The sequence below is a fragment of the Vibrio litoralis DSM 17657 genome (assembly GCF_000426765.1).
Taxonomy (GTDB): Bacteria; Pseudomonadota; Gammaproteobacteria; order Enterobacterales; family Vibrionaceae; genus Vibrio; species Vibrio litoralis.
Genome location: NZ_AUFZ01000016.1, coordinates 118,008 through 143,136 on the forward strand (window position 1 = coordinate 118,008; position 25,129 = coordinate 143,136).

24 protein-coding genes are annotated in these 25,129 nt (G+C 41.2%); 16 read left to right on the forward strand and 8 right to left on the reverse strand.

What is annotated here, in order from left to right:
* Nucleotides 1-5: 5 nt before the first annotated feature.
* Together soxR and K358_RS0103805 are read right to left on the reverse strand one after the other, a co-directional pair.
* Nucleotides 6-443 (reverse strand): redox-sensitive transcriptional activator SoxR, encoded by a 438-nt coding sequence (soxR, locus tag K358_RS0103800; protein ID WP_027695571.1) that lies wholly within the window; start codon nucleotides 441-443, stop codon nucleotides 6-8.
* 54 nt (nucleotides 444-497) lie between these two features.
* Complete coding sequence (locus K358_RS0103805; protein ID WP_027695572.1) at nucleotides 498-1,391, reverse strand: LysR family transcriptional regulator; 894 nt, start codon at nucleotides 1,389-1,391, stop codon at nucleotides 498-500.
* A 135-nt stretch (nucleotides 1,392-1,526) separates the two neighbouring features.
* Between K358_RS0103805 and K358_RS0103810 the strand changes: the two genes are divergently transcribed.
* From K358_RS0103810 to K358_RS0103835, 6 genes are all read left to right on the forward strand, one after another.
* Nucleotides 1,527-2,306: a DODA-type extradiol aromatic ring-opening family dioxygenase gene (locus K358_RS0103810; protein ID WP_027695573.1), complete on the forward strand. Its 780-nt coding sequence runs from the start codon at nucleotides 1,527-1,529 to the stop codon at nucleotides 2,304-2,306.
* Nucleotides 2,307-2,343: 37 nt separating this feature from the next.
* The gene (locus K358_RS0103815) at nucleotides 2,344-2,790 is read left to right on the forward strand and encodes a DoxX family protein (RefSeq protein ID WP_027695574.1); all 447 of its coding nucleotides are present in this window, start codon (nucleotides 2,344-2,346) and stop codon (nucleotides 2,788-2,790) included.
* A 139-nt stretch (nucleotides 2,791-2,929) separates the two neighbouring features.
* Nucleotides 2,930-4,084 carry an aminotransferase-like domain-containing protein gene (locus K358_RS0103820; RefSeq protein WP_027695575.1) on the forward strand — a complete coding sequence of 385 codons (1,155 nt, stop codon included), beginning with the start codon at nucleotides 2,930-2,932 and terminating at the stop codon, nucleotides 4,082-4,084.
* A gap of 445 nt (nucleotides 4,085-4,529) precedes the next feature.
* Entirely contained in the window at nucleotides 4,530-5,093 is a 564-nt protein-coding gene (locus K358_RS0103825; protein ID WP_027695576.1) for a hypothetical protein, read from the forward strand.
* 54 nt (nucleotides 5,094-5,147) lie between these two features.
* The gene (locus K358_RS0103830) at nucleotides 5,148-5,804 is read left to right on the forward strand and encodes a fimbria/pilus periplasmic chaperone (protein WP_027695577.1); all 657 of its coding nucleotides are present in this window, start codon (nucleotides 5,148-5,150) and stop codon (nucleotides 5,802-5,804) included.
* A gap of 77 nt (nucleotides 5,805-5,881) precedes the next feature.
* On the forward strand, nucleotides 5,882-8,200 hold the full coding sequence (locus K358_RS0103835) for a fimbria/pilus outer membrane usher protein (protein WP_156888679.1): 2,319 nt from the start codon (nucleotides 5,882-5,884) through the stop codon (nucleotides 8,198-8,200).
* Nucleotides 8,201-8,300: 100 nt separating this feature from the next.
* Here the strand turns inward: K358_RS0103835 and K358_RS19490 are convergent, their stop codons facing one another.
* Nucleotides 8,301-8,939: a LuxR C-terminal-related transcriptional regulator gene (locus tag K358_RS19490; protein ID WP_051241159.1), complete on the reverse strand. Its 639-nt coding sequence runs from the start codon at nucleotides 8,937-8,939 to the stop codon at nucleotides 8,301-8,303.
* Nucleotides 8,940-9,346: 407 nt separating this feature from the next.
* Between K358_RS19490 and K358_RS0103845 the strand changes: the two genes are divergently transcribed.
* Entirely contained in the window at nucleotides 9,347-10,192 is an 846-nt protein-coding gene (locus K358_RS0103845; protein ID WP_027695580.1) for a LysR family transcriptional regulator, read from the forward strand.
* On the opposite strand, the gene K358_RS0103850 is transcribed toward K358_RS0103845, so the two are convergent.
* Complete coding sequence (locus K358_RS0103850; protein ID WP_027695581.1) at nucleotides 10,143-10,925, reverse strand: TSUP family transporter; 783 nt, start codon at nucleotides 10,923-10,925, stop codon at nucleotides 10,143-10,145. The two genes, K358_RS0103845 and K358_RS0103850, sit on opposite strands and share 50 nt — an antisense overlap.
* 103 nt (nucleotides 10,926-11,028) lie before the next feature.
* Nucleotides 11,029-12,531, reverse strand: a complete 1,503-nt coding sequence (locus K358_RS18015; protein WP_051241160.1) for an EAL domain-containing protein — start codon at nucleotides 12,529-12,531, stop codon at nucleotides 11,029-11,031.
* A gap of 532 nt (nucleotides 12,532-13,063) precedes the next feature.
* On the opposite strand from K358_RS18015, the gene K358_RS0103860 reads away from it, so the two are divergent.
* Nucleotides 13,064-13,255 carry a hypothetical protein gene (locus K358_RS0103860; RefSeq protein WP_027695582.1) on the forward strand — a complete coding sequence of 64 codons (192 nt, stop codon included), beginning with the start codon at nucleotides 13,064-13,066 and terminating at the stop codon, nucleotides 13,253-13,255.
* Between the two features lie 117 nt (nucleotides 13,256-13,372).
* On the opposite strand, the gene K358_RS0103865 is transcribed toward K358_RS0103860, so the two are convergent.
* Nucleotides 13,373-13,639, reverse strand: coding sequence for a hypothetical protein (locus K358_RS0103865; protein WP_027695583.1), 267 nt, complete (start codon nucleotides 13,637-13,639; stop codon nucleotides 13,373-13,375).
* Nucleotides 13,640-13,844: 205 nt separating this feature from the next.
* Between K358_RS0103865 and K358_RS18765 the strand changes: the two genes are divergently transcribed.
* A complete protein-coding gene (locus K358_RS18765) occupies nucleotides 13,845-14,609 on the forward strand; it encodes a hypothetical protein (protein ID WP_027695584.1) in 765 nt (254 codons plus the stop codon).
* A gap of 1 nt (nucleotide 14,610) precedes the next feature.
* Here K358_RS18765 and K358_RS0103875 read toward each other — a convergent pair whose 3' ends face one another.
* Complete coding sequence (locus K358_RS0103875; protein WP_027695585.1) at nucleotides 14,611-15,510, reverse strand: LysR family transcriptional regulator; 900 nt, start codon at nucleotides 15,508-15,510, stop codon at nucleotides 14,611-14,613.
* A gap of 225 nt (nucleotides 15,511-15,735) precedes the next feature.
* On the opposite strand from K358_RS0103875, the gene hisC reads away from it, so the two are divergent.
* Complete coding sequence (gene hisC / locus K358_RS0103880; protein WP_027695586.1) at nucleotides 15,736-16,866, forward strand: histidinol-phosphate transaminase; 1,131 nt, start codon at nucleotides 15,736-15,738, stop codon at nucleotides 16,864-16,866.
* A 14-nt stretch (nucleotides 16,867-16,880) separates the two neighbouring features.
* Entirely contained in the window at nucleotides 16,881-17,657 is a 777-nt protein-coding gene (locus K358_RS0103885) for an ABC transporter substrate-binding protein (RefSeq protein WP_027695587.1), read from the forward strand.
* A 194-nt stretch (nucleotides 17,658-17,851) separates the two neighbouring features.
* On the opposite strand, the gene K358_RS0103895 is transcribed toward K358_RS0103885, so the two are convergent.
* A complete protein-coding gene (locus tag K358_RS0103895) occupies nucleotides 17,852-18,955 on the reverse strand; it encodes an NADH:flavin oxidoreductase/NADH oxidase (RefSeq protein ID WP_027695588.1) in 1,104 nt (367 codons plus the stop codon).
* A 535-nt stretch (nucleotides 18,956-19,490) separates the two neighbouring features.
* On the opposite strand from K358_RS0103895, the gene K358_RS0103900 reads away from it, so the two are divergent.
* From K358_RS0103900 to K358_RS0103920, 5 genes are all read left to right on the forward strand, one after another.
* Nucleotides 19,491-20,483: a LacI family DNA-binding transcriptional regulator gene (locus tag K358_RS0103900; RefSeq protein ID WP_051241162.1), complete on the forward strand. Its 993-nt coding sequence runs from the start codon at nucleotides 19,491-19,493 to the stop codon at nucleotides 20,481-20,483.
* A 390-nt stretch (nucleotides 20,484-20,873) separates the two neighbouring features.
* Nucleotides 20,874-22,172, forward strand: coding sequence for an ABC transporter substrate-binding protein (locus K358_RS0103905; RefSeq protein ID WP_051241164.1), 1,299 nt, complete (start codon nucleotides 20,874-20,876; stop codon nucleotides 22,170-22,172).
* Nucleotides 22,173-22,267: 95 nt separating this feature from the next.
* Nucleotides 22,268-23,137, forward strand: coding sequence for a carbohydrate ABC transporter permease (locus K358_RS0103910; RefSeq protein ID WP_027695591.1), 870 nt, complete (start codon nucleotides 22,268-22,270; stop codon nucleotides 23,135-23,137).
* A gap of 11 nt (nucleotides 23,138-23,148) precedes the next feature.
* Complete coding sequence (locus K358_RS0103915; protein ID WP_027695592.1) at nucleotides 23,149-23,988, forward strand: carbohydrate ABC transporter permease; 840 nt, start codon at nucleotides 23,149-23,151, stop codon at nucleotides 23,986-23,988.
* 20 nt (nucleotides 23,989-24,008) lie between these two features.
* Nucleotides 24,009-25,091, forward strand: coding sequence for an ABC transporter ATP-binding protein (locus K358_RS0103920; RefSeq protein WP_027695593.1), 1,083 nt, complete (start codon nucleotides 24,009-24,011; stop codon nucleotides 25,089-25,091).
* The last annotated feature ends 38 nt before the right edge of the window (nucleotides 25,092-25,129 follow it).

Below are 25,129 nucleotides of genomic sequence, written 5' to 3' on the forward strand. Positions count from 1 at the left end.
TTCGCTTATTGTGTTTGTATTATACTGAGTTTGGCACCAGCTTGCTGGATAGGCTTGCTGTCTTGAGGATTATATAACGCACAGCTGTCTAACGATAAGCAACCACAATTAATACAACTGCCGAGCTGGTTTTGTAGTGCTTGTAGGTTTTGGATCTTTTGCGTTAATTGTTGCTGCCAATGTTGAGCTAGGGTTTCCCATTCTTCTTTTTTTGGCGCTCTATGTTTCGGTAGATAAGCGAGCTGTTCTGAGATTTCTTGCAGTGTTAAACCGACATTTTGTGCCGCTTTAATGACTGCAATTCTACGTAGGATCTGCCTTGGGTAGCGGCGTTGGTTTCCTGCATTTCGACTACTGTAAATCAGCCCTTTCTGTTCATAAAAATGCAAGGTCGCGACGCTTATCCCAGCTCTTTTAGCTACCTGACCCACGCTCATATCCATATTCATTTCCACTAACTTTTCCTATCTTAAACCTCAGTTTAACTTAAGGTTTATTTAAACGCATGCTTTAGTCATGTAGGTTTTTAAAGCTTGATTAAACACATTGATCTTTTGCTGTAAGTATTTGCGATGGCTATAAACCGCATTTATCGGATAGGCACCAAAATCATAATCAGGCAGTAAGGTTTGTAGTCGTCCTGATTCAAGAAAAGGACCGACCGCAAAGTCTGGGCTGATGGTAAAAACATTGGCATGAACCGCTAGATAAGCTGAGGCAAGTGCATTGTTCACCGAGACGGAATGTTGGATTGGAAAGCTAATGGTTTCACCGTCTTTGTAGCATTGTCTCAGTTTGGAGCCTTTATTATTACTGTCATACACCGCTGGAAGGCTGGAAAGATCTAGCGGTGTTTTGGGCTCGCCAAAATGTTCAATGAATGCCTTGGATGCACAGACTTTAAGTGACATATGGCCAACCGGAAGCGCAATCAGGTCAGAGTCAGGTAAATGACCGATTCGAATCGCTAAGTCGTAGCCTTCTGATACTAGATCAACAAAGCGATCATTGAGCACTACATCAATCTTAATATCCGGATGGGTTTGAATAAATTGCGCAATAAACGGCATGAGGACACATTCGCCAAAAGTTGCTGGTGCGCTAATGCGTAGTCGTCCGCCGATCTGCTGTTGTTCAGTTCTCAAGCCTACTTCTACCATCGAAATATCATCGAGTATCCGTTTGGCTTGTTCGTAATAGGCTCTACCTGCATCAGTCAACTGTAATCCACGAGTTGAGCGATGAATCAATCGAACCTCTAAGAGCGTTTCAAGCTGAGTGATATGAGTGCTCATTAAGGCTTTGGTCTTGCCTAAATGCTGTGCGGCAGCGGTGTAGGAGCCTTTTTCTGCCACATGAACGAAGCTATTCATTAAGTTAAGTTTATCCATGTTGCTAGATCCTTGTGACTCTTACTGTAAAAAATTATTGAACAATGTGTTCATTATTAGCGGTATTGTCAATTAAATTCAAGGGGCGCAAACTTCATTCCATCAGCTTACTGAATTGGCAATGGAGGAGAGAAAGTGAAATTAGCACCTGTGATGTTTGTTGGCCACGGCTCTCCGATGTTTGCAATTGAGCAAAGCCATGCACGTGATTTACTTGAACAACATCAATCTGTATTTGATGAAGTGAAAGCGATAGTTGTGGTTTCAGCACACTGGGTCACCAATGGTTTTACTAGTGTAACTTCAGATAAAGCGCCGCAAACCATTCATGATTTTGGCGGCTTTCCAACGGAGTTATATCAGCTGGAATACCCTGCGCAAGGTTCTCCTGAGTTAGCTAATGCGATTCAGGGCTTACTTGAAGGTGAGGGCTTTCAGGTTCAGCAGCAAGCTCAACGCGGCCTCGATCATGGTGCTTGGGTGCCGTTGATGCATTTGGTGCCAAACGCGAATATTCCAGTGATTCAAGTCTCTATTAATTCGCATGCATCAGGTGACGATATATATCACTTGGGCAAGCAGTTAGGTTGTTTACGTGAGCAAGATATCGCAGTGATTGGGTCGGGTTCGATTACTCACAACTTAGGTGATGTGGTGATTGGTTCAAAGCAAGCGGCGGATTATGTGGTGGAGTTTGAACAATGGGTTCGATTGCAAATGACAGGGCGCAGTGCGCAAGCCTTGCTTGATGCGCCAAATCTGCAATCGAACTTTTTTCGAGCCCATCCAACCCATGAGCATTATTTACCATTGTTAGTAGCGCTAGGCGCGAGTAACAGTAGTGATGAGTTTTCAGTGATCAAAGGCGGGATCCAGCATCACGCTTTATCAATGGAATCCTATTTGTGGCAGTAAGTTTTATTTAACACATTTTATTTTTAAGGAGTTTTTCATGTCAGCTTTACAACGAATTTTACACTCTCAAGCAAGCTTAGCCCCATTAATGTTGCGTGTACCTGTTGGTGTGATTTTAATGGCGCATGGTGCGCAAAAATTATTTGGTTGGTTTGGTGGTGGCGGCCTTGCTGGTACTGGTCAATTTATGGCGTCACTAGGCTTAAATCCAGGTGAGCTAATGGCATTCTTAGCTGGCTCTGGTGAGTTTTTCGGTGGTCTATTCTTATTGCTTGGTTTGCTAACTCGCCCAGCAGCTGTTGTGGTTGCCTTTACTATGGTGGTTGCGATAGTGAGTGTACACTTACCGAATGGCTTGTTCTTGGCAAATGGTGGCTACGAGTTTGGTCTAGCATTATTAGCAATGGCAGTATCTCTCGCGGTATCGGGCTCAGGTTGTTTCGGTGTCGATAAATTACTTGCTGACAAGTTCAAAGGCCAGTAATGACAGAATAATATGTGGTGACTTATCACATAAAGAAGAATGCTCAGTGTAATAACTGGGCATTTTTTATGTTTACAATATTGTCGATAATCGAAGAAGGCGTACAATGGCTCAATCTAATCATAGTCTGAGCTGGAAAATGGAACTTACTCAAGCATTACAACAAATCCAACCTTCTTATATTCGTGAAATTTTAATGGACGCTCAAGCGGAAGGCGTCATTTCTTTGGCTGGTGGATTACCTGACGGAAATACTTTCCCGATTGCCTTAATGGATGAATCGTTAACCTCATTACCGCAAAAACCTGCGTTGTTCCAATATGGTCAAACCGCCGGTTATGGCCCATTGCTTGATTATTTCCGCAGTCAGTTTCAACTTCCTGAGCATCATGAATCGTTAGTTTGCACAGGCTCTCAACAAGCGTTGGATTTAATTGCCCGTGCGTTTGTTAACCCAAATGACAAAGTGGTGATGGAAGCGCCAAGCTACCTAGGTGCGTTGCAAGTATTTGGTCTCGCACAAGCGAATGTGATCAGTATTTCACAACAAGCGGATGGACCAAACCTTGTTGAACTGGAAGCGTGTTTTGCTGAGCAATCACCAAAACTATTTTATGCAGTACCAGATTTTCATAACCCGACCGGCGTATCGTGGAGCCTAGAAGTCCGTCAAAAAGTGGCGCAATTGTGTCAACAATATGACGTGACGCTGGTAGAAGATGTGCCATATCGTGAGCTTCGCTTTATTGGAGAGATGCTGCCTTTGGTGTCGAGCTTCTGCCCTGAAAGAGCATTAGTTCTGCGTTCTTATTCTAAAATTGCTGCGCCAGGTATGCGAATGGGCGTCGTGACGGGGAAAGCTGAATGGATTGCACCGCTGGTAAAAGTGAAGCAATGTGCCGATTTGCATTCAAGTATTCCAATGCAGGCGGTGTTGCTTGATTTGTTAAACCATCAAGATTTTCCTGCTCACTTAGAAACCTTGCGTGCAATTTATCAAGAACGTTACTTGTGTTTAGCAGAGCAACTGATTGCCAAGTTACCACAAGGCTGCCACTTTAATCCGGTAGAAGGCGGCATGTTTATTTGGTTAACCTTGCCAGAATGTGATGATTTTGCTTTGGCCAAAGCGGCATTGAAAAACAAAGTAGCGGTAGTACCAAGCTCGGTGTTTTACAAGCAAGGTGAGAAGGTGACGCCAGCTCTTCGCTTGAACTTTACTAATGCGACGACGGAAGAATTAGTGGTGGCGGTCGATCGCTTAGTAGCGGTAATCAAGGCAGAATGTAAATAAACTTTAGATCCATTGTACTTGAAGCTGACGGCGTTCATTCGGCCCAATCACATAGGCTAGTTATGCTCATGGGGCCTCATTCGCTTGTCGCCTCACTGCAACCCCAACTACTTCGGGTATAGATCTAATAGTCCACTATCATTTCAAATTTAAGGTCAAGAGCATAAATGTTCTTGGCCTTTTTCATTTCTTATTCCACGATGGTAATTAATAAAAAGCTCATACCTGAATTCATCAATAATTAATTCTTATAGATTGTTTTTGTCTATTTTTTGTTGTGTTATTTACCAATAAAAAGCGATACTAGATTTTAATTAATAGCTCATCGTTAATTCCCATTTATTTCATTCCTGCGTTTGTTTTTATTCGACTAAATTAAACGGGTGATTGTCAAGGTCACGTCAATTTTAATGAAAATATCCGTTGAACGGTAAAAGGAATTATTATGAAACAAACAGCAATAACACTTGCGATGCTCGGCTTAGCTGCAGCGTCATCGAATGCATTGGCTGACGGTAATGAAACCGCGTCAGTGACCCTTACTCATGCAGTGCCATTAGTTTGTAATATTGGTTTACTGGCAACCGGTGATGCGGACACATCTCTTGGTGAAATTGCAGAATTAAGTGCTGGGCATAATAAAATACTAGAGCTGAATAATATTACTGATAAAAACCCTCAAAGTATCAGTGGGGCGGTAAAGTGTAACTCCAATGATGGTTATAACATCGATGTTAGCTTAGCTCAAGGTGGTTTATTTAATAGTGATGGCGGTGATACGATCCCTTATACACTAACTCCATCGGTTAAGAATGGACCGAAACTTCAAGTTAGCAATGCATCATTTACTTATGCCGGTGGTGCGAATATGAATGGAGTGTTTACTTCAGACTATGAGCCTGGGGAGCAACAATTCAAGCTTACTTTAGAAACTGATGCAGGTGCGTTTGATAATGCAGGTAGTGGCCACTACACAGAAACTATTACCTTTTCTCTTGTCGCTCTATAGTTTTATAAAATAAAAAGAGGGGGCTTCCTCCTCTTTATTATTTAAGGTTGCACTATGTTTAAAATAATACCTTTTATTATTACTTCGCTATTTTCCATATCAGCTTTAGCTAATGTCATGATCACACCACTTTCGATGGATATAGATATAAAAAAACCAGTATCTAGTTATACTATTGAAAATAAATCTGGTGAGCAGCAAACTTATTTAGTTAAAACGTATTACCGAACTATGGATTCAACTGGTAATGAAGTGAATGAAGACACCAAAGAACTGCGTATTTTTCCAAGTAAAATTATATTAAACCCACAGCAATCAAAAAGAATTAAGGTGATGTATTTAGGGAAAAAAGCATTGCAAGACGAACGATCTTATCGAGTTATTTTTGAGCCAATCACCGTGGGCGAACAAGAAGGGGTGAAATTTAACTACAAATTTGTTACTTCCGTTTATGTTACGCCAGAAAAAGCCGAGCATAACATTGTCGCCAAGATGGATGCAGGCAAAGTATCTATTCAAAACCTAGGTAATAAGCATACGGTACTAAGTAACTGGGGCTTGGTATTTAATCAAGGGTCAAGCGGAGAAGTGACTTACAAAGATGCACTGCCGACGATTAATATGTTAGCCAAATCTAACCTGGTGTTGCCGATCAAGCCGGGTATTGCCCCAAGCCAAGTGAACTCAATTGATATTCTTGAATTTGAATAATGAAACTCTGGTCAGTTATTACGCTGCTATTTGCATTTGGAGGTCCTCTAACCACGTGGGCTGACGAGCGAATTCCCATGCCGATTGATGTTGACCTACCTACCAAACGAGTACAAATCACCGCTTATTTATCTAATGAGAACATTTCCGATTGGCAGCTCGATAGCGGTGAGTTTGTCGATAAACTGTCTCCTATTGTACTAGACAGCATTAAAACCAAACTTGTGAAAGAGTTTATGGATGCACGTATTGTCGCTAGTGACATGCAAAAGCTAGGATGGAGTGCCAATTTTGATGAGGATATGTTGATCATCACGATTGATATTCCCGCAGAGCAACTTGAAGAAATCGATATTCCATTTGGAGGTTATTCGTCTAAAAAAGAGTACGCGAAACACGTTCGTATGATTGAACCCAGCCCTATTAGCGGGGTGTTTAATCTTTACTATTCTCATACCCATAATCTTGATGAGACGTCTCTGTTTTCCGACAGCCTAGCATTACGAACGGGTATTGCTATCGGCCCATTAACTTTTGAAGATGGCCACACGTTTTCTCGCAACAGTATTACCGAGGAAGTCAAAGTTCAGCGTGATGCCTCTCGGTTAATGTATGACTTACCGAATAACTATGGTTTTATTCAAGTTGGGGACTATTACACCGACACCCAAATTCAGCAACTCAATCCGGGGGATATCTTCGGGCTTTCCTATTCTTACCAGCCGCAATATTTACGCGACTATTATCGACCTAACTCAGTTCCGATTGTTTTAGAATCCACCTCCATCGTCACCATTAGAATTAACGGTGAAGACTTCCGCCGAATTCGTCTCGCACCGGGACAATATAATTTGCGTGATCTACCTATTGATAATGGGGTGAATGAAGTTGAAGTGAGTTATATCGATCAAGGTGGCTCGGAGGTCGTACAGTTTTATAATTTGGTTAATGTTCCCGAAATCTTACTAGGAGGAACGCTGGAAACCCAATGGACAGCAGGGTATGTTCAGAGTTACAACGCCGAAGGGGTTAAAGAGCTTAACGATGAAGTCCCAGCCGCGCAGATGGTGCTGTCGTATGGCTTGACCGATTGGTGGACAATTTCTCCTAAAGTGGAATGGCAACAAGATGTGCAAGACTACAACTTGTTGCATAACTTCGCAGTGTGGGATGACTTTTTGACTTTAGAAACAGGGCTAAAGCAAACCGAGCAAAGTGATTTTTATAAAGGAAAAGCGAGCTACTATTTGCCTGAAACGGCCTGGGGCGCGTTAAATAACACCAACATCAGTTATGAATATAGCTATCAAGAGCCGCTCATTGGTTATCAAACCCAGCAATATATTCGCTTTAGTACCGGGTTAAACCTCCCGATCACCAATGGTTACATGTCTTTTAATGGTTATTCTCGCTTTGATGATAATGATAACGTCGAAAACTCGTTAGCGCTCAATACCAGTTATCGCTTATGGGACTATTTGACTCTCGGGGTAAATCTACGCTGGAAAGAGATTTATGGTGATAGCGAAGAGAGTTTTACCATTTCTGCCAATATACCGATCAGCTTATTTAACCAACGCTTTAGTGTGTCTTCTCGTTATGATTCAAGTAAAGAACACAGTGAAAATGCTTTGTCTTTTTATAGTTACGGTATTGATCAAAGTTGGCGTGGTACCGCTAATTTTCGCGACCATGAATATGATGGTGCGGATCTCTATTATAAAAAATATGGTGACTACCTAAATGGCAATATTCGTCTTAGTTCTACCAATGAAATTGATGCAGAGAATAGGACTAGAGTAGGTAGTGTCGGGTTAGAAACTGGCGTTGCCTTTTCTGGTACTGACGTTGCTTGGACATCACCAGTTAGCTCTGGCTTTACCATTGTGAGCCTAGAAGATGAGAGTGATGACTACCGCTTACTAAAAAACGATTATGGTCGTGTTGCCGTTGTGCCGAAAGAACAGGGCGGTGTGACATCTTTAGTCACTGAAGTGAGTAATCGTCGAGAGCGCTTAATCGAAGTAAATACCCGTGAGTTAGCTTTCGACCAAGAGTTAGAGTTTTCTGAGTTCGTAGTACAAGGGGGCTTGCGTAGAGGCTCAAGTGTGAACTTAGCGATGATTAAAGGCCTGCTGGTTACCGGCCAATTAAAAGCTCAAGGCGAGCCACTTGTTGATGTTATCGGAGAATTTGTCTCTGAAGATGGCAGCCGCAGTTTTCCATTTTATACTGGTGAGGAAGGCGAATTTGAAGTCGACATGATCCCTAAAGGGCAATATGAACTCAATTTTTACAGTGACCAATACAAATCGCAAATGGTTTACATTGATGATAAAAATTCCGTTGATGGGATGTTTGTTCAGTTGGAACCACTCGCGGTAGAGTTTCGCTAAACGGCCTTTATTCCTCTCCCACCCATTTTTCATTTATCTTTTTGTCTTTCTACCTTTTTTGAACTGCTAGATTAAGCTAATTCTATTAACGTATTTTAAATTAGCTTTCATATAAAGGTAGGTTGCAGCGTGCCCATCTTTTGGCTTGCATTCTATTTTTTACATTAATCTTTTTAAATGCTTTATATAAGTGAGATTTTATTGTGTGCTCGCTAACAAATAACTCACTGGCTATTTCGGTGTTACTTTTATCATTAGATAATAAGTTGAGCACGTCAATCTCTCGACTAGTTAACTCAATGGAAGTCGTCGAAATTGGTTTTATTGACTGAAGGTAGAGTAACATTTCTATTAACATTGAACGCGGGATCCAGTGCTCACCTTCTAATACTTTTGTTAAACCTTTAATGAGAGTTTCTTGATCTTCGTAGTGAGAAAAGTAGCCATATACATTCGGCCACTGTAATAATTTTTGGGCTGAAATGCTTTCTTGGGTATTGAGTAGAACTGTGCTGACATTTTCCTTAAAGCCATGTAGGTACTCCTCCCACGGTCGGTTTGAAGAGGGCAAGTTGGCTAGATCGACTAAAACTAATGCCGGTCGATCCCAGTCATGATAAGTAAAGGTATGTTGATTGACTAGGCTGACTGATGGCCCTAAAGATTCGGATAGTAATTCTTTCATTAATTGACTCTGAATACAGCTAGTGGAGAGTAACATGACATCCATGTTTTTCATCATTTCCCCTTTGTGATAATTAACGATTCATTATTTATAGATGAAATGTAGTAACTATCAATGAGTCGTTTGACATGTGTTTTATTGTGTTGAAAGTTTATTATTTTTAAATAAACTTTAGTCTTTCATTGATAGTCCGATTTGAAACTAAAGTGCTAGTTGAAATTATTCCATTAAACTTTAGTTCTGGTTTAAGTGTCGTTTGTTCGGTTTATTATTTAAAGTGAGAAGAAAGATCATACTTTTTTGTTACGGTAATTAAAAAAGTATGATTTTATCTAAGGAGTGATTAAAGGTAGTTTACTGATGGATTTGAACGAGCTGTTAATGAATGCCTAGATTGAGATCGCAGAACATCATCGACTGAGTTATTATCATCTCATCTATTCCCAAAAAGAATGAATTTTATGTTGCTTGAAGGTATTGAAACTCTGCTGGTCTTGAGTCATGAGAAAACCATGAGTCGAGTAGGAAGCCAACTGTATATCAGCCAATCGGCAGTCAGTAAGCGTATTTCTTTACTGGAAAAGAAGTTAGGTAAGAAGCTGATTGTACCGGATGGACGACATGTGCGCTTAACGCCGGCAGCTAAAGAGTTGATTGCCAGTGTCGAGCCGACGTTTCATGAGTTGCAAGGCCGTATCTATGAGCAGCATACTTTAAATGATGAGACGGTCATTCATTTAGATTGTTCAGAAACTTTGGTGGCGGGGTACCTATCTAGCATGATGGGGGGGTATTTTGAGCAAGATTCGGCGATACATATCAGTACCCACCATACCCCTCGAATTGTTGAGCGGGTGCAATCAGGGAAAGCGACCATAGGCTTTTGTGCCGGTGAAATTCCCACCAAGCATGGGCTGAAAGTAGTGCGCTTGTGCGATGAACCTTTTGTGTTGGTCAGCCTGCAACCTTTGCAAGCTTTGCCGCAACACATTATCACTAATGATTTATCAAACCCTGCGAACCGTTACCAATTTGATGTGCTATCTCAACTCGGCATTTCGGCATTGATGGAGATGGATTCCTATACCGCGGCTGCGCAACTGGCATTAGGTGGTGTCGCGCCAGCTTTGGTTCCTTTATCGATAGTCAAAACATTAAAGATTGAGGCGAAATATTGCTTTAGTTTTGATGAGTTAAAACCGCTATTTCGCCCAGTACATTTATGTTGCCGCCCCAATACTTATCGTAATGAGCGAGTTAAAGCATTGATAGCAGCCATTGCTGATGCTGTTCCCACAGAAGCTTAAGCGCCATTGTCATCGACATAATGATCACCAATGGGCGAACAATTTTTTGTCCGTTGCCTAGTACCACTTTGGCACCTAAGCGTGCCCCAAGAAAGTTGCCCACCGCCATGGTTAAGCCTAATTCCCAAATAGGTAATCCGGCCATAATAAAAAATGACAAAGCTGCAATATTCGAAGTGAAGTTGAGAATTTTAGTGCGAGCAGTGGCAGCGACTAGGCTATAGCGACCAATTGCCACGAAACATACCGCAAAGATAGAACCAGTACCTGGGCCTAAAAATCCATCATAGAAACCGACACTAGTTCCGATGATGAGGGCAAATGCGGCTTCAGAGAGTTTAGGTTTATCATCTGGATGTAGGGTGACGGATTTAGAAAACAGAAAGTAACCTGAGATAGCAATCAGCACGATAGGAATAATGCTCATTAATAGGTCAGGTTTAATGACTTGTACCGCTTCTGCGCCAAGTGCTGAGCCTACAAATGTACAAGCAATTGGCAGCCACATGGTTTGCAGTTTCACCGTACCGCTACGGATAAAATATAGGCTGGCGGAAAAACTACCAAACGAGCTTTGAAGTTTATTGGTCGCTAAAGCTTGAGCGGGAGGAATACCTGCTGCCAGTAAAGCCGGTAAGGTCAGTAAACCGCCACCACCTGCCATTGCGTCAATAAAGCCAGCTAATGCCGCCACACCGACGAGTAACGCCATGATTTCGAATGACAGTTCCATTTACCTTCCTTTTATCTAATGCTGCTCAAATGAGTGTCGTGACTATATCATTGAACTTTGGAGCCGATTAGTAAAAGGAAGGAAACTCACCTATTCCTATAATTCATTGGTTATTTTTTAGCAGTGCCGACATATCTTCCAAGGACATAGGTTTATAGAAGAAATAGCCCTGCAATAATTGAACGCCATGGGATTTGAGGTAATCGGCTTGTTCTTTGGTTTCTACCCCTTCGGCAACCATTAACACATTCATACTATCGGCGAGATTAATGATGCTATTTAATACCGGAGAGTTAACCGACTTGATACCAATGGTATTAATAAAACAGCGGTCAATTTTTAGGTAATTAAACTCGGTATCTTCTAATACGGATAAAGAAGTATAACCAGTACCAAAATCATCGATAGAGACATCAATACCGAGTTTTTGAATATCGGTAAGTACCGCTCTGTCAGATTTATCAAGCAGCTGTCGTTCCGTAATTTCAATCCCGAGTTGAAGGCCTTGAGCTTGATAGCGCTTGGCGTATGCCTTTAATTTTTCTAAGCATGAATTTTGCGATAAATAGCTAGGGGGAACATTTATACCAATATGTAAGTCACTGACCGTGTTTTGTTGCCAATCGGCTAATGCACGCTCGAATACAAAGTCAGTAATTTTATTGATAAGACCATGCTGCTCGGCGACTGGAATAAAAATATCCGGGCCGATAAAGCCAGTTCTTGGGCTGTTCCAACGGATCAATGCTTCCATACCTTGAACTTTGGCGGTAGAGCTGTCCACTAGGGGTTGATATACCAAGTAAAACTCGTTTGCTTTCAGTGCTTTTTTCATTTTTTCTGCTAATGAACCCTTGGTTTGGTACCAGTATCTGAGCAAGTACCAAAGCATCGAGAAGAATAACGAGACTGGAATGGTGAATAATACGCAGTTTATATAAAGTTCATTTTTGAGTTTATTACTTGGCTGAATCGAGATTTGAATATTCAAATGATCCGAGTTAGCGGTAGTCAGGAAGCGGTTATCCTCAATGTGGCTATTTGCAGGGTAGGTTTTGCCTGAAACCGTCATGATTGAATGCATAATACGATCATCGTTGCCTAAGCCTAGCCTCACATCGATATAACTTTGATCGATAATTGATATGGCTGAACGCGATGGGGCATTTTTATCTTTATCGACGACTAATAAACTACGGACAGGCCCATCCTTATAAGGAACATCAAATAAGTATTCACCGGTCTCCAGCATTTCGGCTGGCAGTTGATGCTTAATTTTTGCCAAATCTGCTTCTGATCTTTTAGAAGAACAGGTGATTTTTAAGTCTTCTACAATCAACATTTCTCTTAAAAATGCTTTAAATAACAGATCTTTCTGGATTTGTTGGCAATTGGTTGCATCATAAAGCGCTTGTAAATTTTCATCTCGAAGCTCATCGGCAATCGCTTCTATTTGATTGACGTACGAATGAGAAATTCTGTGTAGTTCTTGCTTTAGGTGATTTTCTCCAACCAAAAAGAAAATTAGCCCAATTATAGGGAATGGGACGAGAAAAGTTGTCGCTAGACTTTTAAATGCCTTGGGGCTGAGAATGGTATGTGGCATTGATTATCATCACCCTAGTAGCAACCAATTTGGTTGGGAAGTTATTTTAATTATTGAATCATTTCATGTTTTAGGAGGAAAGGTAATACCTCTAAATATGATATGAAAAAATATTAACATAGTTTATGGCTATTACTTTATTAAACCTTAATATTTAAGCTTATTTTAATTGTATTTAACACGTTTTTAACTTTGGTCTACACTGTTGTGGAAAGCTAATTAGAGCTGATTTTTCTGTGGATATACCCAAGTAACTTCAAGGTGCAAGTTTCAGCAAGAATAAAACAAGCTTTAGGCAAGGCAAATTGAATACGATCATAGATTCTATCTCTGTTCAATTTAACGCAGGATAAAGCTTGTTTTAACTTGCCCTTCGGGAGCTTCATCCAAACCTTTATGCCGCGTCAGATTGGTTTGAAAGGTACCTACATTCCTACGCCAATCTTCCTTGCCTAAAGGCTTGGATGATAGCTCTGAATTCTGCATCTTGAAGTCACTTGGGTATAAGATCAATAGTTAGCAGGAGGATGTTGTGACAGACCAAGACCGTATTGAAGATCTCGAACATCAAATCTACCTTGCTTATGCTGAAGGTGATTACCAACAAGCCAGCCAATTAGAGAAAGCGTTGAAAAAAGTTCGCGGTCATTCGATGCAAATGAAAGAGCATCAAAGTGAACCGTATTCTTTAGAAGGGCATGTGTTTGTTGATGATGACGAGTGATTAAGTCATTTAGAATTGAAAAGTAACAATGGTGTGTTGGCATAAGCAGCACACCATTTTTTATGCTCGATTCGGTAGATTACCGTTATTTTGAAGGACCACTGTGGATTTTATGGATTACAATTCATCCAACACAGGGTAGCGCTCATCTTGTAATACTGGCGGAGTTAAGCCATTTGAAGCGCTTTGGTTTTCTGAGATTTCAAGCTCTTGATATAAGCCTGATTGCACTTCTTCCGAACCACTTTTCATCACAGAGGAAATAGGTGGATTTACAAGATGATTGGCTGCATGAACAGTCGGGATAATGAATGGACTGGTACATAAAACAATAATAGAAAGAGAGATGAACTCTACATTCGTAAACCATTTTTTGATGTCCATGAAAAATCCAAGTAATTAAGGCGGGCGGATTATATACCTTTAATTTTTATGGGTATAGAAAAAATGACTTATTTAGCTTTTCCAGTTACCTAGCCAAGTTACCTATACAGGGACATGATTTTCCTCAATAAGTTATATTAGCTAAGGTTACTTGGTTATCGTTCTACGTTAGAATGGCGCTTTAGTATTTAGAAAGTGAAAGGTTATGATTGGTCTAGCAGTATTTTTGGCCGTGGTGGCATTCGTTATTGGTTTACAACAAATCATGATGAAAGCATTAGGGTCAAGAGTGATCGAAAACCCATTATCTAAAGGGTTATTCTACCTATCTGCCATGGTGGGAACGCCCATTCATGAAGCTTCACATGCAATAATCGCATTAATCTTTGGCCATAAAATTCATAAAATAAGTTGGTTTCAAATGGGAAAAGATGGCCGACTTGGTTATGTCGATCACAATTGGAATCAACGTTCACTTTATCAATCAATAGGTGTGTTTTTTATTGCAATCGCCCCATTATTGGCAGGCTTTTCAGTGATCGTGTTATTGCAGCATTTTTTAGCAATGCCAACCATTCGGCCTTTTGTTTTGAACGTGGATGTGGCAAATGTGTATACCGTTTCCGCAGCCGCTTTACACTACTGTGGCTACGTCATAGAAACCTTTATTGATAGCGCGTTATCTTCTCGCCAACATGCATTAACTCTACTTCTTGCTTGCTTAATTTGCTTCCACTGCATTCCTAGCCGTGGAGATTTTAACAATGCATTGAAAGGTTTGGTGATTGTTTTGGTTGTTGTCGCAGTGTTGTGGACGGTATCTTTCTACTTCAACCTATTTCATCAGCAATGGATGCTCGCCGCTTTCAACTTTTCGGTTAATGTTTCAGGCTTTATCTTAGCGACCGCTTTGCTCTCGATGGGCTGGTGGGTGATTTTGGTGATCCCGACTTTATTTTTTAGACGCTAATCTATTTTAATAACTCACCCATTAAACGCTCGATATTGTTATTTATTTGCGATTTCGGGCGTATAAAGTAATAGCCTTTTCCTGAGCGAGCCTTGAGCTGACAAGGGGCGATAAGCCTACCTAGATCTATGTCGGCTTGGGCAAGTATCGTATCACCAATCGCCATACCAAAACCTTGCATTGCGGCATTAACCGACAGATCTAATGTGGCAAAATGCTGATTCTTTTTACCTTTCAATGTTGCCCACTCGGGGTGGTTTTGTTCGGTTGCCCAAGCTTTTAACCATAACTTCCAATCCGACTTTTCAGGTGTGGCGTGCAGCCATGTTTGTTGTTCTAGTATGTTTGCTTGTAGTGGTTGGTGTTTATCTAACAAGGTCGGGGCACAAACAGGCGTTAAGATCTCTTCAAATAATAAATGGTAGTGCAATGGCTGATCTTGCTGGCTAAAGGTATCGAGATCGCCATAGCCAATAGCTGCATCGAAAGGTTCACTGGCAAAGTTGACACTGTGTTTAATAGTTGAGGTGAGCTCAACATCGATCTCGGGATTCTTCTGCTGAAAGTTCATTAGTTTGGGTAGTAGCCATGAAGTAATGCAGCTTGGAACTTTGAGTTTGATTTTGCGTTTGTCATGGGCGATGTGTTCGATGGAACGTTGCAAGTGATTCAGTGCATGTTCAACCAACGGCAGAAATTCTGCACCTTTAGATGTGAGTGATAACCCTCGCGCGTGTCGATGAAACAAGGCGACATCTAATTGCTGCTCTAACGATAAGATTTGTCGACTAACCGCACCTTGTGTGAGATTGAGCCGATTTGCTGCTGCGGTGAAGTTGAGTTCTTCAGCGGTTACTACAAATGCGTATAGTGCTTTAGTCGAAGGCAGTCGAGTCGGCATGAGCGTTCCTTGTTCATCAATCGTAATAAAATCAAACACTCTCAAGTCGTGAGATTAGATATGATTTTTCCTCATGGCTAGTATGCTTACTTTTCGTTTCTTATTGCAAGGCTTGTTTGTATAAAATCAAGACTCAACTCAAAGTGATTATTTATGCTTTAAATTAGAATTTAAAATTAATTTTAGTGTGATTTTTATTTTTATTATGCATGGCGAGAGAGGCGTATGACATCATTAGCAGATAAGTTGGTTCCTGAGGCGGTAAAAAAACTCATACCTTATCAATCGGCCAGACGCATTGCGCGTGGTATGACCAATAAACAAGATCATCTGTGGCTGAATGCCAATGAATTAGAAACATGTTGTCAGTATGGTGATGAGAAGCAGGGGGTAAATAGCCATTATAATCGCTATCCAGATTTCTTACCGTTTGATATTGCAGCGGCTTACCGTGGTTACTGTGAACAATTTCATCTAGATGGTGAGAACCAAGACAATAGACTCAATGATAATATTGAGATCATGGCGGTGCGCGGCGCAGATGAAGCGATTGATTTATTAGTGCGTACTTTTTGTCAGCCGGGTAATGATCAAATTCTAGTTTGTCCGCCAACTTATGGTATGTATGAGTTTTGCGCCGACTCAATGGGTGTGAAGACGGCAGTCGTGCCATTGACGTCGGAGTTTCAACTCAACCTAGCTCAAATTGAAGCTGAGCTTGAAAATACCAGCATTGTATTTTTATGTTCCCCGAATAACCCAACCGGCAATGCGCTACATCAGCAAGACTTAGTCGCTTTACTTGAGCGCACTAAAGATCAGTCGCTAGTTGTGGTCGATGAGGCTTATATTGAATTTGCCCCGCAAACTAGTGTGTTGAATTTAATGGCGCAATATCCACATTTAATTGTGGTTCGTACTTTATCAAAAGCATTTGGTTTGGCGGCAATTCGCGTGGGTTTCTTAATCGCTGATCAAAGTGTGATGAGTTATGTCGCTCGCTTAATTGCGCCATATCCGATTGCCGACCCAAGTGCCGAGATTGCATTAAAAGCGCTAGATTCTGCTGGTTTAATGCAGATGCAGGCACAAACCGAACATTTAACAGAGGTACGAGATTGGTTTAGCCATGAAGTGAATCAACTTCCAATCGTGGATAAAGTCTATCCATCGTGTACCAATTTTGTTCTCATTCGCTTTAAAGGCAGCAATAACTTTTACGAATACCTGCTTAATAAGGGTATTGTGGCTCGTAGCCCTGCTAATGAGTCGACGGTGAAAGGATGCGTTAGAATTTCAATTGGCTCTGTCAGCAGTATGAATAAAACACTACAAGTGCTAAAAGAATATAAATAATAAAAGGATTTATGATGAAAAAATTAATCACGCTTGCGGCGGTATGCTGCGCAATGATAGTCGGAACGGTTCATGCTGCGGACAAAAAAGTCGTACGTCTTGCTTCGGATTTTACCTACCCACCTTTTAACTATAAAAATGAAGATGGTGAGCCTACTGGCTTTGATATTGAAATTGCTGAGGCTCTGTGTAAAGAAGCCAATTTTAAATGTGTTTGGATCTCTCAAGATTGGGATGGCTTAATTCCTGCGTTACTTGCTAGAAAAGCCGATGTTATTATGGCGTCAATGCGTATTACCGAAGAGCGTAAGAAACGTGTTTTGTTCACCAACAAGTACTACCAAACGCCAGCCCGTTTTGTGGCTAAGACCGATGCGGGCTACAACATGGATAAAGCGGGCTTAACCGGTAAAAATATCGGCGTTCAATTAGGTACCATTCATGATAACTACGTCACCGAGAAGTTTGGAGATGTGGCGAATATCAAGCGTTATAAAGGGCAAGATGAAGTGTACCTTGATTTGGATAGTGGTCGCCTAGATGTAGCCTTTAGTAATGCTGACCAGCTGCAATTAGCTTTTCTTGATAAGCCACTTGGCAAAGGCTTTGAATTAGCTGGTGAGCCAGTAACGGACAAAGCGTATGTAGGCGAGGGCACTGCTTTAGCACTACGCAAGCAAGATAAGCAATTAGCAGAAGCATTTAATAAAGCGATTGCAGAGATTCGTGCGAATGGGACTTACGATAGGATTGCGGATCAATATTTTAGCTTTGATATTTATGGTGATTAATCGTAAAGGTTGATACTAAAAATCCACCCAACAAAAAAGCGATGCCTGAATGATCAAGCATCGCTTTTTATTGTGAAGTTAAAGTGTGATTAAGCTTCTAACTTTAATTTAAACACACCATTACTTGGGTGCCATTCAGCGAATTTAAGTAGTCGGCCGAAGTAGTAGCCTTGTACTTTTTCGCTGCCCATTTATTATTTATCAGCGAAGCTATAACGCTCTAGCCAATGGGCATAAGAAGGCGGTAGGCACCAAGATGGCTTTTCAACATTCAATGCTTTGGCGAGGCGATAAGTGTAGTGAGGATCCGCTAAATAAGCTTTACCGATCATCACTTGGTCCATTTGATTTTCTGCCACCACGCGCTCTGCATCTTCAGGCTTATCAATACCCCAAGCAGACGCCACCGGTAACCCCGTTTGTTGACGAATACGCTCAGAAATCGGGGCTAGGAATGCTGGCCCCCAAGGGACTTGTGCGGTTGGGGTATTAAAACCAACGCTGACGCTGACCATATCCAAACCATTGGCTTTCATTTTGTTGAGCATATCAACCGATTCTTGCAGCATCGCTTCATCATTGCCATCAAACTCAACAGCCCCTAGACGGATAGTTAGTGGTAGATGTTCAGGCCATACTTCACGTACCGCATTGAAAGTTTCTAATAAAAATCGCGCACGGCCATCAGCGCTGCCGCCATATTCATCAGTACGCTGATTAGCATGAATAGAGAAGAAGCTCTGGGCAAGGTAACCATGAGCAAAGTGAAGTTCTAACCACTCGAAACCTGCTTCTAATGCACGCTTAGCACCCGCGACGAAATCTTGCTTTACACGCTTAATATCATCTTTGGTCATTTCAGCCGGTACTTTTGGTAAGTTAGCACCAAAGGCCACCGCTGATGGGGCGATAGTATCCCAGCCTTCAGGGTTTGATGAATCAATATGGTCATCGCCTTCCCATGGAATATTGGCGCTAGCTTTACGGCCAGCATGAGCAATTTGAATACCCGCAACACTGCCATTTTGTTTGATAGAGTGAGCGACCTTAGCCAGTTGCTGCGCTTGCTCATCATTCCAAATACCTAAGCATTTTGGCGTAATGCGTCCTTCAGGAGAAACCGCTGTTGCTTCAACCACCACCAAGCCTGCGCCGCCACGAGCTAACCCAGCGTAATGGATGTGGTGCCAATCATTTGCGATGCCATCTACCGCTGTGTATTGGCACATAGGTGCGACAGCAAGGCGGTTTTTGAGCTCTAGGCTTTTAAGCGGTAAAGGTTGGAATAATGTAGACATGTTCTTCCTTAATAATAGTAAAGTCGCATGAGTATATGAGGCAGAGGTTTGAATATTCTAATGACTATGCAAAATAATGAGTATGACTAAAAATCATGAAGAAATAGCAGTAATGCAATATCAGCATATCTAAGTCACTTCAGGGGACTATTCCGTCATCAACTTTCTTTATCTAAAGGTTTAGATAAAACTCTTAACTCGCATCTTGCAGGTACGTGGCTACAAAGAGACTCTATTACGTGCTATCTATGGTCAATATTCTATGAGAGGAAGAGAACAGGGCTATTCGAATTTATCTGTCTACAAGTGGAGCCGAAGCCACGTTTCTTATAGTAAGGCATCAAGAGTATATTCTTGTAACAAAATATCGCTCAATGAAGTCTCTAGTCTTGTTGAAGCAGATCAGGTTTGAATTAATCCTATCTGTCACTATGTAAACATTTAAATTTATCAATGTGTTATCTGGTTTCTATTGAAAACAAGCAAGCTCGGTTGCATACTTCATCTCCTACAACTACCTGATAAGAAGTGATCTATGACCAAAATGAGAAAACCAACTATTCGTGATGTTGCGAAAGTCGCTGGAGTCTCGACTGCAACGGTTTCGAAATTCATGAATGCTCAGCAATCATTCTCTGAACCTGTCGAGTCTAAAATTCGTGAAGCAATAGATCAATTAGGCTATCAGCAAAATTTTATGGCTCGAGCAGTTGCAACGGGTAAAACCGGTGCAATTGGGTTAGGAGTGCTGGATATTTGCAACCCTCATTACACTAATGTGGTTAAGGGAGCGAACCGAATAGCGTTAGAGCGGAATTATAGTTTGCTCGTTGTTGATTTAGATGAAAATCAGCGTCAGATAAAGCAGAGGTTACAAACGCTTATCACACGAGTTGACGGTCTCCTTATCTCAGGACGCTTATCTGACGAAGTTATTGATTGGTTGACTGAATTACGTATCCCTGTCGTTTTTATTGGCCATCCATTTCGAACTGGTGTCATTTCCGTTGGTATGGATGTAAAGCTGACCATCGATATTTTAGCGAATTATTTAATTCAACAGCAGTTAAAGAGTATTGCTTATGTGGGATACTCAGGCGCAAACTGGAATTCTGTTCGGATCGCTGAACTTAAATCTATATTTGCTGACCATGATATCAAGTTTATTGAATACAACGTTGAAGAACCAACAGTCGAAGCGGCGGAGCGTATAGCCTCAAAAGTCCTTCTCTCAAATCACCGTGCTGATGCAATTATTGCTTGTAATGATCAAGTTGCTATTGGCTTAATGGGTCAAGCTAGGCAGTTTGGGGTCCGTATTCCACAAGATATAGCGATTGCTGGTATTGATAATAATCCGATTAGTAAACACGTTAACCCTTCCCTTACGACGATTGATACCCGTGGGCAAGATCTTGGTGAAATGGCGATTAAGAAAGTTCTTGATCTCATTGAAGGCAAGACCGTGATTTCAAGAGAAGATCTTGATCCTGAGTTAGTGATACGTGAGTCGACCAAACGGATATAACGTTGGCTTCTATAAACTTAAGCCCTCTCTGTCGATAGACTATAAATACTCCCTTGTAAATCCTAAGTCATAGTAGAACAGTTTTTTATATTAAATGAACTAAGATCTGTACTTTAAGGTAACCGGTTAACCATATATTCATAATATCACTCATAAATATCTCTCCTAACTACCTCACACCCCTTTGATTGTGTTTTCGTGATGTGTTTAACATATTGGGTAACCGGTTAACTCAAAATTAGATTTTGAGATTGAATGACTAAAAATTATACGTTAGTGTCATTATCCGTTGAGTTAGCACTATGTCATGTGGTGCTGGAGGACGCAGTACCCTACATGAACCTGTGTTCAATATTTCTGATAAAGAAAACAATAATGAAGGAACATATTATGAGAACGAAATTGGCCGTGTGCCTCTCACTTTCCCTAAGTTCTATTGTGGCATCGCCTGCATTTTCTGCCGATACACTGAATGTTTGGGCCCGATATGGAAACAATGAGAGAGGCACTATAGAAGCAATAGTTCAAGAGTTTACAAACCAGACTGGCGTTAAAGTGGAATTGTTCCTGGCTAACTCTGACTTTGAAACTCGTCTAGCTCGTTCTGCCGCTAGTCGTAAATTACCTGATGTGGTGTTAACAGATGCAACATCCATGGGGCAAATGAACGAAATGGGGATTTTAGAAGAGATTGATAAAGATTCTGTGAAAGGTGGGAAGGCACTTTATGATGTCGCTTGGAAAGGCATGCGTGCCTATGATGGTAAACATTATGGTGTCCCTTTTTCTGCTCAAGCTTTTGCGGTATTCGTGCGTAAAGACTGGCGTGAGAAGCTAGGTTTTGACAAACCAAAAACATGGGATGATTTGTACAAGTTGGCAAAAGCGTTTACCGAGATGGATCCAAACAGCTCAGGTAAAGCCGATACATATGGTTATGTAATGCCTCTTTCTTCGACGCGTGGCTATGCTAGCTGGTTTATGAGTGACTTAATTTGGCAGGCTGGCGGTACTTTCCTTTCATCAAATGAAAATGGCTTTAAGGCTAGTTTAGCGACTCCTGAAGTCGAGTCTGCGATGTTATTTGCACAAAAAATGGTCTGTGAAGGTTATGCACAACCAGCAGCAATAACATCAACTACTGGCGATGCGACACCGGTATTTAACTCAGGTCAGGCGGGGATTTATCGTTCTGGTCCATATCACTTAAGCTCATTTTATAACGAACCAGGCAAAGATAAGATTGAAGTTATTATACCTCCAACAGGCAAAATGAGTAGTGCCTCACTTGCTGAAGGTACTGCCGCATTCATTCTTGCTGGTAATGAAGGGACCCGGGAGAGTTCGGATAAGTTTCTTGAGTTCTTAATCTCAGAGCAAGGTCAGAGAATGGGGATGGGCGTTGGTGTTGAAGGTGACTCGTTGCCTGTTGTACGTTTGTCAGTAAATAAGAACATTAACACTGAAAAAATCTATAACGATTCAAACTGGAATACGTTCTCGCAACAGTATGCGGAAGGAGGAGTTTATTTCCCAGCAGTGCCAAACTGGAAACCAATTCGTCAAATTACTTCAGATGGTTTCAATAGAATTTTATCTTCATGTTCAACTGACATCACGGATAGTTTGAAAGATATTGATACTGCTGTAAACAGTGAGTTAAGTCGTCAAGGTGTTCTAGCCAAGTAAGTTTGAAATAGGTATTTATATTGGCTCCTAGGTAATTCTATCTAAGGGCTGATATTTCCTTCCATTATATGATGTTTTAAATAAAGGATTAAGTTATGACTAAGCGGCGTTGGCTGGTTCCTTGGCTGTTTCTGGCACCTGCATTGATCGTGTTCACCTGGTTCAAGTTTGTTCCTATTGTCAAGGGACTGATCATGAGCTTCTATAAAATAAAGTTCTTTGGTGATGATGAGTTCGTGGGGCTGGCAAACTTTCAAAGAACACTCTCGGATACTCAGTTGCATGATGCTGTTATCAATACATTCATTTACGTAGGTTCATCGACTGTTTGTGGTGTGATCCTAGCATTTGCTGTTGCATTGTTACTTCAAGGACAAGCGCGACATATTCGTATTATCCGTACCGCAATATTTATACCTGCAGTAACTTCTGTGGCTATTTTGGCTGAAGTGTGGCGCATTCTGTTTTATCCGGCATCCACAGGTGTTGTGAACTACATTTTAGGCTTTATTGATATCGCCCCTCAGGGGTGGATGTCTGATCCTAATATGGCTTTGTTTACGGTTATTTTGCTTCAAGTATGGAAAACCATTCCTTATAACATGGTGATACTTATCGCAGGTTTAGCCGGAGTTAATAAAGAGCTTTATGACGCCGCGAACGTTGATGGGGCTTCTCCCTGGCGAAAAATTTGGCATGTGACTCTACCTGGCCTAATCCCGGCGATTTCTGTTGTCTTGATGTTGTCTTTTATTCGTGGGTTCCGAGTATTTACAGAAGTATATACAACAACAGGTGGTGGGCCTGCCGGGTCAACAGAAATGATAATGACCCATATCTTCAAGACGGGCTTTGACAGAATGGACTACGGATATGCAGCAGCTGTGTCGTTCCTGTTATTTGTATTCACAGTATGCCTGACTATCGCCCATATCTTTATTAAAAGTCGTTTCGAACGAAACTAATAGGAGGAATCATGAGCAAAACTATTTATGAAAAAATTGCAAGGTTCGTTGCCTATACCCTCATTATCGTCGTCTTTTGTGGGCCATTTTGGGGAATCGTTGCGACTGCATTCAGTAAGAATACTGTTCAGCCGGGTCAACTTGTACTTTGGCCTCAAGAACCAACATTTGATCATTTTCGATACGCGTGGGTTGAGATTAAATCGTGGCTTTACTTGTTAAATTCGCTAATTGTGGTTGTGCTAGGTACTATCCTTCAGACAACAATTAGCGCTCTGGCTGCTTATGCTTTAGCTCGTAAGAAGTTCAGAGGTGGAGCTATTATTAGCTTGGCTATTTTATCTACGATGATGCTACCGGATGAAGTTATTTCTATTCCACTGTATTTAACGCTTCAAAAAGAAATCCCAATTATAGATACATCGTTATACAACTCTTACGCAGGTCTAATTCTACCTGTTGTAGGCTGGGCATTTTCTATATTCCTGCTGACAGAGTTCATGAAGGCAATTCCACGAGACTTAGAAGATGCAGCTCGTGTGGACGGGGCCAGTGAACTACAAATATTTAAAAACGTTATTTTGCCACTTATTAAACCTGCATTGGGTACAACGACAATCTTCGGCTTCTTGATGATTTGGGATCAATACTTATTGCCATTGATTGCTGTAGACGATCGCAGTTTATATACCATTCCAGTGATTCTTCGGTCACTCCGTGTGGATGAAATTATGCAGCAAAATATATTTATCGCTGTAACAGTGATTGCGACAGTACCGTCAGTTATTGTGTATCTGTTACTACAAAAACAATTTAACCGCGGTCTAATGGCCGGCGCGGTCAAAGGCTAAATTTTAAAAGGTGAACGATTATGGGATCTGTATCTCTGAGAAATGTATCTAAGTCCTTTGGTTCTGTTGACGTTATTCGTAATGTGTCATTAGACATTGAAGAAGGTGAGTTTTGTGTTCTTATCGGCCCAAGTGGTTCTGGTAAATCTACTTTGTTGCGCATAATCGCAGGGTTAGAAGAAGTGTCTTCTGGTGAAATTTCTATTGCAAATAGAGTGGTAACTGAAGAACAACCTAAGGAGCGTGATATTGCAATGGTTTTTCAAACCTACGCTTTATACCCTCAGATGACTGTTAGAGAAAATATGGGTTTTGCTTTGAAACTGGCAAAAATGCCCAAGAGTGAAATTGCAGAGAAAGTAGAGAAAACTGCAAACATGTTAGAGCTTGAGCACCTTTTAGACCGTTTGCCAAAAGATTTATCGGGGGGTCAGAGGCAGCGTGTTTCAATGGGGCGCGCTATTGTTAGAAACCCTGCGGTTTTTTTATTTGATGAGCCTTTATCGAATCTAGACGCAAAGCTGAGAACTCAAGTACGTGGTGAAATTGCTGATTTACATAAATCATTGGGTACAACTTCTATTTATGTAACTCACGACCAAATTGAAGCGATGACTCTTGGCCAGAAAATTGTCGTTCTAAAAGATGGGATGATTTACCAGTGTGGTTCGCCATTACAGTTATACCAGGAGCCGGATAACACTTTTGTTGCTGGTTTTTTAGGAAGTCCGTCAATTAACTTAATTGATTGCGTTGTAATGAAAGACAGTAGCGGCTTATTCGCAAAACTACCGAGCGGTGATGTGATTAAATTGGATCAAAATTTAGCGATTGATGATGGTGCTAAAGTTGTAGTCGGTATTCGTCCTGAGCATCTGACAGTAGAAGACAGTGGGCACAAAGATGGATTAAACGCAGTGATTAATACTATCGAAAACACTGGTTCTGATATGGTCGTAATGTGCAGTTTACCTTCATTTAATATGACATCTGCATTTAAGGAACAGAAAAGTCTTTCTGTCGGCCAGGAAATATCATTAGTTCCGGAGCTTTCTACTGTTCTTGTTTTTGACGAAAAAACAGGTAATCGAATTCGAGCTTAGGATTGATAAGTACTTCGTAATTATATCGGGGTACTGCT

Coding starts and splice junctions, on each gene's coding strand:
- K358_RS0103835 (WP_156888679.1), top strand. CDS start 5,882: ATGCCGATTGATGTTGACCTACCTACCAAACGAGTACAAATCACCGCT.
- K358_RS0103885 (WP_027695587.1), top strand. CDS start 16,881: ATGAAAAAATTAATCACGCTTGCGGCGGTATGCTGCGCAATGATAGTC.
- K358_RS0103865 (WP_027695583.1), bottom strand. CDS start 13,639: ATGGACATCAAAAAATGGTTTACGAATGTAGAGTTCATCTCTCTTTCT.
- K358_RS0103830 (WP_027695577.1), top strand. CDS start 5,148: ATGTTTAAAATAATACCTTTTATTATTACTTCGCTATTTTCCATATCA.
- K358_RS0103845 (WP_027695580.1), top strand. CDS start 9,347: ATGTTGCTTGAAGGTATTGAAACTCTGCTGGTCTTGAGTCATGAGAAA.
- K358_RS0103825 (WP_027695576.1), top strand. CDS start 4,530: ATGAAACAAACAGCAATAACACTTGCGATGCTCGGCTTAGCTGCAGCG.
- K358_RS19490 (WP_051241159.1), bottom strand. CDS start 8,939: ATGAAAAACATGGATGTCATGTTACTCTCCACTAGCTGTATTCAGAGT.
- K358_RS0103910 (WP_027695591.1), top strand. CDS start 22,268: ATGACTAAGCGGCGTTGGCTGGTTCCTTGGCTGTTTCTGGCACCTGCA.
- K358_RS0103905 (WP_051241164.1), top strand. CDS start 20,874: ATGAGAACGAAATTGGCCGTGTGCCTCTCACTTTCCCTAAGTTCTATT.
- K358_RS0103900 (WP_051241162.1), top strand. CDS start 19,491: ATGACCAAAATGAGAAAACCAACTATTCGTGATGTTGCGAAAGTCGCT.
- hisC (WP_027695586.1), top strand. CDS start 15,736: ATGACATCATTAGCAGATAAGTTGGTTCCTGAGGCGGTAAAAAAACTC.
- K358_RS0103850 (WP_027695581.1), bottom strand. CDS start 10,925: ATGGAACTGTCATTCGAAATCATGGCGTTACTCGTCGGTGTGGCGGCA.
- soxR (WP_027695571.1), bottom strand. CDS start 443: ATGGATATGAGCGTGGGTCAGGTAGCTAAAAGAGCTGGGATAAGCGTC.
- K358_RS0103895 (WP_027695588.1), bottom strand. CDS start 18,955: ATGTCTACATTATTCCAACCTTTACCGCTTAAAAGCCTAGAGCTCAAA.
- K358_RS0103820 (WP_027695575.1), top strand. CDS start 2,930: ATGGAACTTACTCAAGCATTACAACAAATCCAACCTTCTTATATTCGT.
- K358_RS0103805 (WP_027695572.1), bottom strand. CDS start 1,391: ATGGATAAACTTAACTTAATGAATAGCTTCGTTCATGTGGCAGAAAAA.
- K358_RS18765 (WP_027695584.1), top strand. CDS start 13,845: ATGATTGGTCTAGCAGTATTTTTGGCCGTGGTGGCATTCGTTATTGGT.
- K358_RS0103875 (WP_027695585.1), bottom strand. CDS start 15,510: ATGCCGACTCGACTGCCTTCGACTAAAGCACTATACGCATTTGTAGTA.
- K358_RS0103815 (WP_027695574.1), top strand. CDS start 2,344: ATGTCAGCTTTACAACGAATTTTACACTCTCAAGCAAGCTTAGCCCCA.
- K358_RS0103915 (WP_027695592.1), top strand. CDS start 23,149: ATGAGCAAAACTATTTATGAAAAAATTGCAAGGTTCGTTGCCTATACC.
- K358_RS18015 (WP_051241160.1), bottom strand. CDS start 12,531: ATGCCACATACCATTCTCAGCCCCAAGGCATTTAAAAGTCTAGCGACA.
- K358_RS0103920 (WP_027695593.1), top strand. CDS start 24,009: ATGGGATCTGTATCTCTGAGAAATGTATCTAAGTCCTTTGGTTCTGTT.